At 65.1% G+C, this 13145-nt stretch carries 13 protein-coding genes; 1 reads left to right on the forward strand and 12 read right to left on the reverse strand.

Going from position 1 to position 13145, the window contains the following annotated elements; all coding sequences use genetic code 11:
* Window positions 1–126: 126 nt before the first annotated feature.
* On the reverse strand, window positions 127–1077 hold the full coding sequence (locus QZ634_RS10160; protein WP_291987786.1) for a hypothetical protein: 951 nt from the start codon (window positions 1075–1077) through the stop codon (window positions 127–129).
* A gap of 358 nt (window positions 1078–1435) precedes the next feature.
* On the opposite strand from QZ634_RS10160, the gene QZ634_RS10165 reads away from it, so the two are divergent.
* Window positions 1436–2209: an EF-hand domain-containing protein gene (locus QZ634_RS10165; RefSeq protein WP_291987788.1), complete on the forward strand. Its 774-nt coding sequence runs from the start codon at window positions 1436–1438 to the stop codon at window positions 2207–2209.
* 148 nt (window positions 2210–2357) lie between these two features.
* Here the strand turns inward: QZ634_RS10165 and QZ634_RS10170 are convergent, their stop codons facing one another.
* The 11 genes from QZ634_RS10170 to QZ634_RS10220 all read right to left on the reverse strand — a co-directional run bounded on the left by QZ634_RS10170 (window position 2358) and on the right by QZ634_RS10220 (window position 13133).
* On the reverse strand, window positions 2358–3536 hold the full coding sequence (locus QZ634_RS10170; RefSeq protein ID WP_291987790.1) for a CaiB/BaiF CoA-transferase family protein: 1179 nt from the start codon (window positions 3534–3536) through the stop codon (window positions 2358–2360).
* Window positions 3537–3546: 10 nt separating this feature from the next.
* Window positions 3547–4707, reverse strand: a complete 1161-nt coding sequence (locus QZ634_RS10175; protein WP_291987792.1) for an acyl-CoA dehydrogenase family protein — start codon at window positions 4705–4707, stop codon at window positions 3547–3549.
* Between the two features lie 329 nt (window positions 4708–5036).
* Window positions 5037–5816 (reverse strand): PEP-CTERM sorting domain-containing protein, encoded by a 780-nt coding sequence (locus QZ634_RS10180; RefSeq protein ID WP_291987795.1) that lies wholly within the window; start codon window positions 5814–5816, stop codon window positions 5037–5039.
* A gap of 324 nt (window positions 5817–6140) precedes the next feature.
* Entirely contained in the window at window positions 6141–6578 is a 438-nt protein-coding gene (locus QZ634_RS10185) for a nuclear transport factor 2 family protein (protein ID WP_291987797.1), read from the reverse strand.
* Window positions 6579–6588: 10 nt separating this feature from the next.
* Window positions 6589–7356 carry an SDR family NAD(P)-dependent oxidoreductase gene (locus tag QZ634_RS10190; RefSeq protein ID WP_291987799.1) on the reverse strand — a complete coding sequence of 256 codons (768 nt, stop codon included), beginning with the start codon at window positions 7354–7356 and terminating at the stop codon, window positions 6589–6591.
* Window positions 7357–7360: 4 nt separating this feature from the next.
* Window positions 7361–7903, reverse strand: a complete 543-nt coding sequence (locus tag QZ634_RS10195; protein ID WP_043566527.1) for a DUF3833 domain-containing protein — start codon at window positions 7901–7903, stop codon at window positions 7361–7363.
* A complete protein-coding gene (locus QZ634_RS10200; RefSeq protein WP_291987801.1) occupies window positions 7903–9219 on the reverse strand; it encodes an MFS transporter in 1317 nt (438 codons plus the stop codon). The genes QZ634_RS10195 and QZ634_RS10200 overlap by 1 nt, the downstream gene beginning before the upstream one ends.
* An 8-nt stretch (window positions 9220–9227) precedes the next feature.
* Window positions 9228–9755, reverse strand: coding sequence for a chalcone isomerase family protein (locus QZ634_RS10205; RefSeq protein WP_291987802.1), 528 nt, complete (start codon window positions 9753–9755; stop codon window positions 9228–9230).
* The gene (locus tag QZ634_RS10210; protein ID WP_291987805.1) at window positions 9752–11014 is read right to left on the reverse strand and encodes a cyclopropane-fatty-acyl-phospholipid synthase family protein; all 1263 of its coding nucleotides are present in this window, start codon (window positions 11012–11014) and stop codon (window positions 9752–9754) included. Before QZ634_RS10210 ends, QZ634_RS10205 begins: the two co-directional genes overlap by 4 nt.
* Window positions 11011–11793 (reverse strand): DUF1365 domain-containing protein, encoded by a 783-nt coding sequence (locus tag QZ634_RS10215; RefSeq protein WP_291987807.1) that lies wholly within the window; start codon window positions 11791–11793, stop codon window positions 11011–11013. Before QZ634_RS10215 ends, QZ634_RS10210 begins: the two co-directional genes overlap by 4 nt.
* The gene (locus QZ634_RS10220; RefSeq protein ID WP_291987810.1) at window positions 11790–13133 is read right to left on the reverse strand and encodes an FAD-dependent oxidoreductase; all 1344 of its coding nucleotides are present in this window, start codon (window positions 13131–13133) and stop codon (window positions 11790–11792) included. The genes QZ634_RS10215 and QZ634_RS10220 overlap by 4 nt, the downstream gene beginning before the upstream one ends.
* Between the last annotated feature and the right edge of the window lie 12 nt (window positions 13134–13145).

The following is a 13145-nucleotide window of genomic DNA, read 5'->3' on the forward strand; positions in this document are numbered from 1 at the left end:
CCTTGACATCACCGCTCCCTCAAAACGCGAAACCCATCGCCGGTTCCACACGAAACGACATAGAGCCTCTAGCTGGCCCCCCCTTGTGCGGACCCCGCTTGTGCTCGTGCTGCGCACGTGGACCCACTACGAGTGAGCGCACGGGCTAACCGCAACCCAGCCGTAGCCTGCGGTGGCGGTGGCGGTGGCGGGGGAAAGAGTGATGGCTGAACCTTGGCTTTGGCCCGCGGTTTTCCCGATCACTGGATGGGGAATATCGCCGAAACTTGAAGGCGGCACGCGCTGCGCGGCATTAGTGGTTAATCCGATGAGATGACTAGCTACAGAGCCCTCTTTCGGTAGGTGGTGAAGTATGCGCCATTCGCCTTTTTCGCAGTTATTTCTGTAGATTGTCTGATATTTATCATAGTCAGCACCAGATTTCGTTGAGATATCGATAACCTCTATAAAATAGATTACTTTAATATTCTTTCCTCCTATATTAACCAGAAAAACCACTTGGTCACCACCAATGTAGCCATTTTCTGGCGAGTATTTAAGGTGAGATACGTCTCTGGTTACGATCGTGCCATGCCGTGGCTGTTGAATTATATTAACCTCGGCTGCCTCAATGCCTGCTTGCAGGTTGCCGTCGAATCTGGCGTCTGGGAATATTTGCCCAGCACTGTCTTTTGGGTGAATGTCAAGGCCATCTGAAAAAGGTGAGTCGCTACCCTTTTCCATCCGTTCAAGAGTGGGTGATACGACACAAACGCCCATGGTTCCATATAGCAACTTTGGTCTCCCGGTAGCGGTGTTGTCCGCGATTTCAATGACGGACTGAGGTGCCATGTCAATACCATCGCCAACCATGCTCGGCATGTCTGAAATTAACATTCTTGGTTCTCCCGGAAAGCTATAGATGTTGGTCTTCGCGCCTCTCGGAAACTCGTTCGAATCCGTTCTTGAGGCGGTCGCAAATACCGACTTACGCCCAGTCTGCAAGTTCCGGGCGCCCGGATCAATTACTTGCTGAGTTCCTGTATTTCGAAACAAGCCAAAATTCGTATTGTAAGTCTCAGCTCTTTCAGTCGTCATGCCCATGGCCTTGCGGTCACGGGGTCACGGGGTCACGGGGTCACGGGTAGAGTAGAGGGCAGGCACGGCCGACACGACGCGCAAGCTCATTGCAGCGATTTACACAGCTTTACAGTAACGCCAGCCGTTCTGGACCCCAAACCCCGATCTATCGCCTAGACTACACATCCTCGACCTGCATTGCTGCTGACTCGCTTACGGGCGAATGGCCCGCGACTTTTCCAGCAGCAAAGAACGAGCGACCTCCACGAGAGGGCGGAGAGCACGCAGAGGGCTGACGAAGACGTGGCAAGAATCTCAGGCACGACTCTGCCTGCCGGCGCCGTCTGGTGACTTTATGGAAAGAAAGGAACACCTCATGAGCAGTAGCATTGGCGGAATCGGCGGCAGCAGCGCGATAGGCCTGCGCGAGATGCGAGCCATGAAACGCCCGGACCCGGCACAAATGGCCGACGCATTGTTCTCCAAGCTGGACTCGGCAAAGCAGGGTTACATCGAGAAGTCAGACCTGCAGGGGGCTATCGCAAAAGTCGTTTCGTCGTCCTCCGCACGCTCATCGGCGGCAGCCGCAACGTCGGACAGCGCGTCGCTGGCCAACGAGTTGTTTTCCAAACTGGACTCGAACAGCGACGGCAAGGTCACGAAGCAGGAATTTTCCGACACCCTGAAGAAAATCGGCGAGCAGCTCGACAGCCAGCTGATGCACGCGCGCACGACGGGAGCGATGGCGCAGGGTGGGGCCAACGGGACCCAAGCCATGAACGGCCCCCCTCCTCCCCGCCCACCCGAAGGGGCCGGCTTGACCAAGGAGCAACTGAGTAGCGTGGCAAGCAAAATGGAGACCTCGAATAGCGACCTCTCCAGCAAGCTGACGGCACTGGTCACGAGTTTTGATCAGGCCGACACCAATGGCGACGGCAAGATCAGCTTCCAGGAGGCACAGGCCTACCAGGAAGAAAACGCTGCCGTCAGCTCTTCCGCGTCGGCATCGTCGGCGGCGAGCAGCGCCGGGAACAACGCCGACACCAGCTCCGACGCCCGTCTGGCGTCACAAATCGCGCGCCTGATGGATGCCTACGGCAGCGGCAATGGCGGCCGCGGCGTTGCATCTGCCGAGTTGGCCAGCGTCTGAGCCATGTTCGCCCGGCGTGACGGGGCAAGGCCATCCGTCACCAAGCGGGCGCCGACAAAACTGTCGGCGGCTCGAGCAACCACGCTAGAAAGCCGTTAGCAGCAAGCCGCCGACCGTCGCCGGTAGACGGCTTGGTCGCGACGCCCCCTCAGATTGCCCCCACCTCCCGCAGCCGATCGATCGCCGACCGATCCCAACCGAGTTCGCTCAGGATGGCGTCGGTGTGCTCCCCGAGCGCCGGCACGGCGTCCATGCGCGGGGTAAAGGAATCGACCTGGCCGGGTGGCCGCAGGGCGGGAATCGGGCCGGACGGCGTATCGACCTCGGTCCACCGCCCGCGCGCCTTGAGCTGCGGATGCTCCCAGACCTCGTGCATGTCGTTCATGCGCGCGTTGGCGATCTGCGCCGCGTCGAGCCTGGCGATCAGCTGCTCGGAGCTGAGCCGCGCGAAGCGCTCGTCGATCAGCGTGCGCAGTTCGTCGCGCGCCTGCGTGCGCCGCGAGTTGGAAGAGAAGCGCGCATCGCTGGCCAGATCCGGGCGTTCGAGCACCTGCGCGCAGAAGACCTGCCACTCGCGCTCGTTCTGCAAGCCGAGCATCACCGTCTTGCCGTCGCCGGCGGTAAACGGGCCGTAGGGAAAGATCGTCGCGTGCGCGGCGCCGGCACGCGGCGGCGGCGTGGCGCCAGCGAAGGCGTAGTACAGCGGGTAGCTCATCCACTCGACCATGCTTTCGAGCATCGACACCTCGACATGGCAGCCACGCCCGCTCTTGCCGCGCTGCAGCAGCGCGGCGAGGATGTTGCTCTGCGCGTACATGCCGGCCGAGATGTCGGCGATCGAGCAGCCGGCCTTGGCCGGCGCGTCCGGCAGGCCGGTGACCGAGAGGAATCCCGACTCGCTCTGGATCAGCAGGTCGTAGGCCTTCTTGTCGCGATACGGCCCGTCGCTGCCGTAGCCCGAGATGTCGCAGACGATCAGCCGCGGGTGCTTCTCGCGCAGCGCCTCGTACGACAGGCCCAGGCGCGCCGCGGCGCCGGGCGCCAGATTCTGGACCAGCACATCGGCGTGTTCGAGCAGTCGCATCAGGATGACCTGCGCCTCGGCGTGCTTGACGTCGAGCGTCAGGCTCTCCTTCGAGCGGTTGGTCCACACGAAGTGCGACGCCAGTCCGCGCACGCGCTCGTCGTAGGCGCGTGCAAAGTCGCCGGTAAGCGGGCGCTCGATCTTGATCACCCGGGCGCCGAGGTCGGCCAGCTGGCGGGTGCAGAAGGGTGCGGCGATGGCGTGTTCGAGGGTGACCACGGTGATGCCGTCGAGCGGGCGCATGGCGGCCTTCCTAGAAAGAGCGCGGCAGCCCGAGCAGGTGCTCGGCGACGTAGGAAAAGATCAGGTTGGTCGAGATCGGCGCCACCTGGTAGAGGCGCGTCTCGCGAAACTTGCGCTCGACGTCGTACTCGCTGGCGAAGCCGAAGCCGCCGTGCGTCTGCAGGCAGACGTTGGCTGCTTCCCACGACGCCTTGGCCGCCAGGTACTTGGCCATGTTCGCCTCGGCGCCGCAGGGCCGCTGCGCGTCGAACAGGGCGCAGGCCTTGAAGCGCATCAGGTTGGCCGCCTCGACCTCGATGAAGGCGTCGGCGATCGGAAACTGCACGCCCTGGTTCTGACCGATCGGCCGGTCGAAGACGACGCGTTCCTTCGCGTAGCGGCTGGCGCGATCGACAAACCAGTAGCCGTCGCCGATGCACTCGGCGGCGATCAGCGCGCGCTCGGCGTTGAGGCCTTCGAGGATGTACTTGAAGCCCTTGCCCTCCTCGCCGATCAGGTTCTCTTCCGGAATCTCCAGATTGTCGAAGAAGAGTTCGTTGGTCTCGTGATTGACCATGTTGGCAATCGGCTGCACGCGGAGGCCCTTGCCTATCGCCTGTCGCAGATCGACGATGAAGATCGACATCCCTTCCGACTTCTTCGGCACCTCGGCGAGCGGCGTCGTGCGCGCCAGCAGGACCATCAGGTCCGAGTGCTGGACGCGCGAGATCCACACCTTCTGGCCGTTGACCACGTAGCGGCCGTCCTTCCTCACCGCGCTGGTCTTGATGCGCGTGGTGTCGGTGCCGGCGCCCGGCTCGGTGACCGCCATCGACTGGATGCGCAGCTTGCCGGCAGCGATGTCGGGCAGGTACTTCGCCTTCTGCGCCGGGCTGCCGCTGCGCAGCAGCGTTCCCATGTTGTACATCTGGCCATGCACGGCGGCAGCGTTGCCGCCGCTGCGATTGATCTCCTCCATGATCACGCTCGCCGCGGTCAGCCCCAGCCCCGATCCGCCGTACTCCTCGGGAATCATCGCCGCCAGCCAGCCGGCGCCGATCAGCGCAGCGACGAAAGCCTCGGGATAGCCGCGCTGCTCGTCGATCTTGCGAAAATAGGCGTCCGGAAACTGGCTGCACAGGTCGCGCACGGCGTCGCGGATGTCCTGGTGTTCGTCGGGGGTGTCGAGCATGGCGACCTCGTGGTTGCTTGGGCGAATGGCCGCCTGCCAGCGGCGGCCAGATTGTGCTTCAGACGCTGCCGCGGGGCAAGGCCGCCACCAGGCGACCACCAGGCCGCGCGCGCGAAAGCCCTGGGCCTGCTGCGGCCCGCCCTCCCCCGCTCCACCCCCTCAGGCGGCCAGTTTCCTTTGCAGGAAGCGCATCAGCCAGCCGATTGCCGGCAGCTTGGCGCAGAGCTGCCCGAATTCCGACTGATGGCAGACCTGCGCTGGCGTGCGGGCCAGACGCCAACGAAAAACCCCGCCGAGGCGGGGTCTTGCGGGGGATTGGCTGACCAGCGCTAGCCTTGCTTGCGCTTGCCCGCGGCGATGACGCCCAGCAGGCCGAGGCCGAGAAGGGCAAGCGACCCTGGCTCGGGTACGCCGTTAGGAGGGAAAACCTCTGCGGCCGTGCCCTGTACGCCCACGGTAAAACCGTTCCAGAACTCGTCCGAACTACTTCTCCAGCTTACCGTGTCGAATGCGCCAAGGAAGCGCAGTGTGCCGTGCGGCTCACTTCCCCCGACGTTGTTGCTGTTGAGCTGGTACTCGAAGTTTCCCCCGCCAAGGTCGACGACGACCTTGCTGGCACCACCGCAACCCCAGTAGCCGCAATTGTTGCCATCAACGCCGCCAAGACTGAGAAGCTCGAAATCCTGGTCGAAGGCATAACCATTGCCATTCAGGCTGACGAAAGCGAAAACCGGGTTGGCGACCGTCTGCGAGAAGTTCAGGGTCTGCGTGCCTGCCCGACTCAACGCGATGAGGTCTGAACCGGTCGGACGATTGTCGACCGCTGTGCTGGTGTACGGCGAGGGGCCTGCTCCGTTGAATTGGTTGATCCAATAATCGCCACCCCCACCCGTCTCATAGAACCCGATTCCTTGCGGATTGGTATAGGTCACCCCAATCGTTGCCGTGCCGGTGGTGATCGTCCCGGTACCCTGAAATCCCGACGTCACGGGGTTGGAGCCGATCCAGTCGGTCCAGTAGATCTGGGCGGCGCTGGCGCCGGCGCTGGCCAGGCCGAGCGTGATGGCCGCGGCCGCCACAAAGGCTTTATTGATTCGCTTACCCTTCATTTCACCCTCCTTATACAGATTGTCCATTGTGTCGCAAGAGCGCGGCCATCCCGAAACTGCACTCACTCCAAGCACAAAACGTGCCTAACAATCTTATTGCTTTTAAAACATTGCCTTGACGGAAGATAGTCGATCCAAAAAAACCCGCTACTGTAAAAAGCTCCGACACTTGGCAATGTCTGCCGATCTCGTCAGGGGGGTGGGGGGGGAAAGGGAATCGACGAACAAGCAAGCGTCGCCGGGGCAGTCGGCGACGGTCGCGCACGCGAATGCCCTGGGCCTGCTGCGGCCCGCCCTCCCCCGCTCCACCCCCGCTCCACCCCCTCAGGCGGCCAGTTTCCTTTGCAGGAAGCGCATCAGCCAGCCGATTGCCGGCAGCTTCGCGTAGAGTTCCTCGGCGGCGTCCCAGTAATCGCGATGCCAGACGACCTTGCCTTCGCCGTCAAACCTGAGGTGCGAGGCGCCATGGATTACCTGTGCCTGGCCCCGCGCTGGCATGCCGTTCAGACGGAAGTGCATTTCCCAGACCAGCATCGCGCCGTTGTCGGCGACCACCCGCTCGCGCACGACGAAGCGCGCTTCGCCGACCTGCCGGAACAGGTGCGCGAAGATGCGCTGGATCGCCGCCACGCCACGCACCTCGTTGAACGGATCCTTGAAGGCCGCGTCGTCGGCGTAGAACTCCGGAAAGCGTGCAACGCTCTCGGCGCTCAGGCCTTCGTAGAACGCGCTCAGCGCGTCGACGGCTGCCGCATGGCTCATGCTCGCCTCCTCATCGGTCAACGAAACGGCGGAGCAGCGGGAAATAGATCCGGTACGGCAGGTGGGCGAGCAACTTGACCACGCGCGTGAAGCGTTTCGGAAAGTGGATTTCGAACGCGCTGCCGGCGAAACCGTCGATCGTCTCCTGCGCTGCCTGCTCGGGGGTCAACAGCGCCGGCATCGCGAAATCGTTCTTCGCGGTGAGCGGGGTGGCGACGAAGCCCGGGTTGATCACCCGTACGCCAATCCCTTTCGCTTGCAGATCGAGATAGAGCGCTTCGGCGAAATTGATCAGCGCCGCCTTGGTCGGGCCGTAGATCAGGGACTTCGGCAGTCCTCGATAACCGGCGACGCTGGCCACGAAACCGATCTGGCCACCCCCCTGGCGCAGCAGTTGCGGCACCACGCAGGCAGCGAACGACACCGCCCCGGCGAAGTTGATGTCGATCATCTGCCGCGCCCGTTCCACATCGAGGTCCCAGGCGCGCATCGGCAGGTAATCGCCGGCGACGTAGAGCGCCACGTCGACGCCTCCCCACGCCAGCAGCAGCTTCTCCCAGGCGGCCTGCAGGCTGGCGTGGTCGGCGGCGTCGCAGGGCAGGACCAGCGCCCGCTCGGCCTCGCCGGCCGCTTCGGCGAGGCGGGCCGCATTGCGAGCCGAAAAAGCGACGCGGGCGCCACGCGCCAGCAACAGGCTGCCGAGCGCCGCGCCGATGCCGCTCGAGGCGCCGAGGAGCCAGACGCGCTTGCCGGACCAGTCTTCGATGGGTGGATTCATCGCTTCACCGCTTGCTGAAACCGAGTGTCACTTCGCCGAGCCGGAAGCCGAACTTGCGCATTTCTGAACGGTTGAGCATCACCTTGTCGTCGATCAGGAACATCCAGTCGTCGAAGTCCACGTTCCACACCCGGCCGTCGACCGGCAGCGCCAGCACGTAACGCCAGCGCAGCGCGTTGCCCGCGGCTTCGCCCTGCGCCTCACCGACGACGTCGTCCGCGCGGCCAACGTAGTGCGACGCGTCGACCCGGGTGATGGTCCACACGCGACGGGAGGTCGTGCCGTCGGACCAGGAGAAGTGCTCATCGAGGGTACCGACGTCGACGCCGTCACGTTTTTCCCAACTGGCGTCGATCAGCACGTGAAAACGCTTGATCACAGCGCCCGAACGATCCTGGAACATTCCCCAGCCGTCGATCGTTCCGTTGAAGTACCGGGCCAGATCGAGCACCGGCTGTTCGCCCCGGTAGCGCTCGACGGGAACGCCGGAGCAGCCGCCAAGACCAAGAACGCCGCAGGCAAGACACGCCAGCCACAGGGTTTTCATCAGCAGACCTCCAAAGTGTTTCGCCAGCGCCACGCCAGCAGTGCCGCGACCGTCTTGAAGAGCAAGGGAAGCAGGCAATAGACGGCGGCGAGACCGGTCGCCGTCGCAGCGACTCCCGGCCGGTAGCCGACCGACTCGAGCAGCGGCAAGGCCAGGCCGGCGGCGAGCGCCAGGTTGAGCTTGGCGACCAGATTCCACCAGCCGAAGTAGGCGCCGGCCTGCGCTGGCCTGGCGTCGGTGACCGCAACGACCTCCCCACCTCCCGCCCTGTCTTTCGCATCGCCAGCCCGCGCACGGTACTCCGCGATGTCGGCGAGCAAGGCAGCCGGCAGGGTCAGGTCGGCGCCAAGCGCCGCACCCGAAAGCAGGCAGACGACGGCGAAAGGCCCGACGTCACCAACGCCCAGACCCCAGGCCCAGGCGAAGGAGCCAATCGCCACCAGCATCGACGCGATCCAGCTGCGCACGCGGCCGTAGCGCCGGGCGAGCGTCACCCACAGGGGCAGGAACGCGACTCCGCTGACGAAGTACAGGGCCAGGAAAGCGCCACTCCAGGCTTCCGCCTGCAGCACATCGGCGACATAGAACAGGACCAGGGTCGCCGGCAAGGCGGCAGCGATGCCGTTGACCACGAATACCCCGAGCAGGCGGCGAAAGCGCTGCTCTGCCAGGACGCCGCGCAGGTCGCCGAGCAGACTGCCGCTGGCCGGCGTTCGGGCCAGCGCCTGCGGTGAACCCGACAGCGTCCACACCGCCAGCACCAGGAGCAGCAGCGGGAAAATCTGCGCCAGGCCTGACAGGCCCTGCGCCAGGTCGCTCGAGAGGAGACCGGGGAGTGCAGCGGCGAGGACGACGCCGAGGAGACCGAAACCTTCACGACTGGCGGTCAGTCGCGTGCGCTCGCCGGCGTCGCGGCCGAGTTCCGCTCCCCACGCCTGATAGGCGACGCTGGCCAGCGAAAACCCGAAATAGGTGACCAGCATCGAGCCGAACAGCCACAGTGGCGCGGCGCTGGCGGGCGGGTGGAGCAAGGCCAGCATACCGAGTGCGAGACACGGCAGGGCGAGCAGGATCAGCCGCTGACGATTGGCCGTCCGGTCGCTCCAGCCGCCGAGCAGCGGATCGATGACCGCATCGACCAGCCGCGCCGCCAGCAGCAGCCCGCCGAGCAGGCCCAGGCTCATGCCGGCGGCGTCGGCGTAGAGGCGGGGCACATGCACATAGACCGGCAGGGCAGCCATCGCCAGGGGCAGACCCAGCGCGCCGTAGGCGAGGAGCTGCCGGCGCGGCAAGGACAGCGCTTGCGCTGCGTTCATGCTCAGGCTCACAGTGCGGGACGCTCGAGGAGCGCGGCGCGCAACCCCGGCTGGCTGCTGCGCGGGTCGAGCCAGATGGCGAAGAACAGGCGCGCGAAATCGGCGTCGGCTATTTCGCCGTTCGGGCGACCACGGTGAAAGAACGACGCTCCCCGCCCGGGGTAATGAACGCCGACGATGCTCTCGCCGTCCTTGACGTCGGGAAAGACGCGCCGCAAGTCGCCCTCCCAGCGCTGCAACTGCGTGTCGCTGGCGCCGAGCCGACGCATCTCGTCGAGGCTGGCCTGCACCAGCCGGTCACGCGGGATGTCGCGTCGGTAGTCGAGCTGCAGGGCCGTCGGCACGTTCGCCGGAAGATCGACGCCCGGCCGTACCGCGACCCACAGGGTGGCACGGTAGAGCGTGAAGCCGAACCAGCTCATCTCGCCGCTGCCCCAGCGCGTCCACTCGGCCCCGCTCTGGCGCAGGGCGTCGGGAACGGCCTGCGCGAAAGCGCTGGCGGCGAAGAGAACGGCTGCCATCAGCAGTCTTTTCATCGCGCGTGTGCCAGCTCGAACTGCATGACGTCGGTCGCGCCGCTGTTGAAACCGGCCTGGCAGTAGGCCAGATAAAAACGCCACAGGCGACGGAAGCGTTCGTCGAAACCCTGCGCCTCGATCGCCGGCCAGTGCCGCTCGAAGTTCGCCGACCATTCGGCGAGCGTGCGCGAATAATCGCGCCCGAAGGCGAAAGCGTCGGCGACCGCCAGGCCGGCACTCGCTGCTCGCTGGCCGAACACCGACGGGCTGGGCAGCATGCCGCCAGGAAAGACGTGCTGCTGAATGAAGTCGGTGCCGCGACGATAACGCGCGAACAGCTCGTCGGCGATGGTGATGCTTTGCACCACCGCCCGCCCGCCCGGCGCCAGCAGCTGCTGCAGGGCGTTGAAGTAGGTCGGCCACCAGCGTTCGCCGACCGCTTCGAACATTTCTATCGAGACGATATGGTCGAACTGCTGGTCGAACGGCTGGTCGCACTGCGCGCCAAGCAGATCGCGATAGTCGCGCAACTCGATCTGCACCTGCTGCCCGACGCCGGCGAGCAGCATGCGCCGGCGAGCGAACTCGTACTGGGCCGGCGACAGCGTCAGTCCGACGACCTGCAGACCCGCCTCGCGTGCCGCGGTTTCGGCGAAAGCGCCCCAGCCGCAACCGATCTCCAGCACTCGCTGGCCGGGGCGGGCGTCGAGCCGATGCAGGATTCGCCGGTACTTGGCGCGCTGCGCCGCGGCCATCGACCGCGGTGCGTCGGTCGAGTAGAGGGCGCTCGAGTAGCTCATCGTCGGGTCCAGCCACTGGCCATAGAAATCATTGCCCAGATCGTAGTGCGCCATGATGTTGCGGCGCGCGCCGCTGCGCGTGTTGGCGTTCAGCAGGTGGCGCAGGCGAGCGCTCAGCAGCCCCCACCAATGGCCATAGACGGCGCGCGAAAGCGCCTGACGATTTTCGGCCAGCAGGGTCAGCAGCGCGGTGAGATCGGGGCTGTGCCAGTCACCGTCGATCCACGCCTCGGCGAAGCCGACGTCGCCGCGTTCCAGCACCTGATCGAAGACCGACCACTCGGCGACCTCGAGTACGGCGGCACGCTGGCCGGCGGCAACCTGACCAAAACACGGCGTGCTGCCGTCGGGCAGGCGAACTTCCAGGCGCCCGTGCTCTATCCCTTCGAGCAGGGCCAGCACAGCCCTGGCGCTGCGCGGCAGTGTCTTGCGGCCGGAGGCCGCGGGGAGGCTGAGGGTATTTTCCATGGCATTCATCGGGTAGTTTCCTCGAGTGGAGGTTCGGGTTTGCTGAAAAAGGGCACGCGCTTGACCCACAACTTCAGCGCCTGCCAGTGAATGCGCAGGACGACCGCCAGGGTCATCAGGGGAAAGCGGACAAAGGCTTTCAGCAGCGGGCCGCTGGCCAGTGCTTCGGCCTGGCCGGAAATCGACGTGTGCAGCAGATCACCGGCTGCGTCACCATGATCGATGCGCGCCAGGCGCCATGCCGGGCGACCGTCTCGCCCGCCGCGCCAGTGAAAGCGGAAGCGGTAGTAGCCCGCAACGTCCATGAATGGCGAGACGTGGAACACCTTGCGCCGCTCGAGCGTCTCGCCGTCGCGGATGGGTCGGCCGTCGGCGTGCGCGAGCAGGTAGTTGTGGCGCTCACCGAAGGTATTGTTCACCTCGGCAAGCACGGCCAGCAGATCGCCGGCACGGTCGTGACAAAACCACAGGCTGATCGGATTGAAGACGAAGCCGAGGACACGCGGAAAACACTGCAGCCAGACCTCGCCGTCGGCCCTGATTCCTTCGCGCTGCAGCAGCTGGCGAACCCAGGGCAGCGGATGCGAGCCGTCGCGCGCACCGTGGTCGGAAAAATGGAAGCTGAAGAGATTCCAGCGATTGACCGCGAACAGGGCGCTGGCCGATTGCTCGATGCGCGACAGCGGCAGCAGGCAGAAATAGACGGGATAGACGAAGCGGTTGGCCGCCGGCCGTACCCGGCGGTGCATCACCTGCCCGACGAAGAGGCGCGCCGGTGGCGCGTTCATGCCGCCAGTTCCTCGATCCGCGCTGCCGCCGGGCGGCCCCGGAGAGCCGCGTCGACACCCTGCCACGGCGCGTGGCAGCCCATGGCGTTGGCCACCCGCAACGCCGACTTGAGGCCGTCCTCGTGGAAGCCGTAGCCATTCCAGGCGCCGCAGAACCACACCCCGTGCGCACCGGAAACCGCCGGCAACTCGCGCTGCGCAGCGATCGCCGCGCGGTCGAAAATCGGATGCTCGTAGTCGAACTCGGCGATCACGCGCTCGCGCGCTGGCTGACGCTGCGGGTTCAGCGTAACAATGACTGGCGTGGCGAAGGGTAGCGGCTGCAGGCGATTGATCAGGTAGGAAACGCTGACCGGGTGCCGGTCGAGTTCCTGCCCGCCCGCCATATAGTTCCACGCCGACCAGAGGGCCGGCGAGCGCGGCAGGAGCGCGGCGTCGGTGTGTAGCACGGCGCGATTCGGCGCATAGCCGATGGCACCCAGCAAGCGGCGCTCGGCCAGCGTCGCCGCTTTGCCCAGGACGGACAGCGCCTGATCGCTATGGCAGGCGAGAACCACCTGATCGTAGTGCTCGACAGCAGCGTCGGTGCGCACGATCAGACCCTGCGAAGGGCGACCCAGGATTCGCTCTATGGCGCGCACCGGAGTCGACAGGCGAACATCGTCGAGAAACGTGGCAAGCTTGTTCACGTATTGCCGCCCGCCGCCACGCACCGTTCGCCACAACGGCCGGTCGAAGACCTGCAGCAGACCGTGGTTGCGGCAGAAGCGCACGAAGCTGGCGAGCGGATAATCGAGCATCTGCCCGGCCGGACACGACCAGATCGCGGCGGCCATGGGCAGCAGATACCACTCGGCGAAGGGACGCGAGTAGCCCCCCACGGCGAGGAAGTCGCGCAGGCTCAGGCTGTCTTCGCCGTGTCGGTCGAGCCAGGCGACGCTCTCGCGGTTGAAGCGCACGATGTCGGCCAGCATTCGCCAGAAGTCCGCCCGCAGCAGATTGCGCTTCTGCCCGAAGACCGTCGCCAGGCTGCTTCCCGCCCACTCCAGACGGGGCTCGTCGAGGCTGACGGCAAACGACATTTCGCTTTCGACGCTGGCCACACCGAGATGGGCAAACATCGCTGTCAGGTTCGGATAGGTGTGCGTGTTGTAGACCAGGAAACCGGTATCCACCGGATGACTCACGCCGTCCAGCGTCACATCGACGGTGTTGGTGTGCCCGCCGAGCGCGTCGCCCGCCTCGTAAAGCGTCACCTGATGCTTCTGCGCCAGTAGCCAGGCACTGGCCAGACCCGAAATCCCCGAACCGACCACCGCGATACGCTGTGCACTACGCATATTGATCTCCTT

The organism is Candidatus Accumulibacter sp. ACC007, from assembly GCF_907163205.1.
GTDB lineage: Bacteria > Pseudomonadota > Gammaproteobacteria > Burkholderiales > Rhodocyclaceae > Accumulibacter > Accumulibacter regalis.

Bases quoted from the DNA above. Each gene is read 5' to 3' on its own strand.
- QZ634_RS10160 (WP_291987786.1), bottom strand. From the start codon at position 1,077: ATGACGACTGAAAGAGCTGAGACTTACAATACGAATTTTGGCTTGTTT.
- QZ634_RS10165 (WP_291987788.1), top strand. From the start codon at position 1,436: ATGAGCAGTAGCATTGGCGGAATCGGCGGCAGCAGCGCGATAGGCCTG.
- QZ634_RS10170 (WP_291987790.1), bottom strand. From the start codon at position 3,536: ATGCGCCCGCTCGACGGCATCACCGTGGTCACCCTCGAACACGCCATC.
- QZ634_RS10175 (WP_291987792.1), bottom strand. From the start codon at position 4,707: ATGCTCGACACCCCCGACGAACACCAGGACATCCGCGACGCCGTGCGC.
- QZ634_RS10180 (WP_291987795.1), bottom strand. From the start codon at position 5,816: ATGAAGGGTAAGCGAATCAATAAAGCCTTTGTGGCGGCCGCGGCCATC.
- QZ634_RS10185 (WP_291987797.1), bottom strand. From the start codon at position 6,578: ATGAGCCATGCGGCAGCCGTCGACGCGCTGAGCGCGTTCTACGAAGGC.
- QZ634_RS10190 (WP_291987799.1), bottom strand. From the start codon at position 7,356: ATGAATCCACCCATCGAAGACTGGTCCGGCAAGCGCGTCTGGCTCCTC.
- QZ634_RS10195 (WP_043566527.1), bottom strand. From the start codon at position 7,903: ATGAAAACCCTGTGGCTGGCGTGTCTTGCCTGCGGCGTTCTTGGTCTT.
- QZ634_RS10200 (WP_291987801.1), bottom strand. From the start codon at position 9,219: ATGAACGCAGCGCAAGCGCTGTCCTTGCCGCGCCGGCAGCTCCTCGCC.
- QZ634_RS10205 (WP_291987802.1), bottom strand. From the start codon at position 9,755: ATGAAAAGACTGCTGATGGCAGCCGTTCTCTTCGCCGCCAGCGCTTTC.
- QZ634_RS10210 (WP_291987805.1), bottom strand. From the start codon at position 11,014: ATGAATGCCATGGAAAATACCCTCAGCCTCCCCGCGGCCTCCGGCCGC.
- QZ634_RS10215 (WP_291987807.1), bottom strand. From the start codon at position 11,793: ATGAACGCGCCACCGGCGCGCCTCTTCGTCGGGCAGGTGATGCACCGC.
- QZ634_RS10220 (WP_291987810.1), bottom strand. From the start codon at position 13,133: ATGCGTAGTGCACAGCGTATCGCGGTGGTCGGTTCGGGGATTTCGGGT.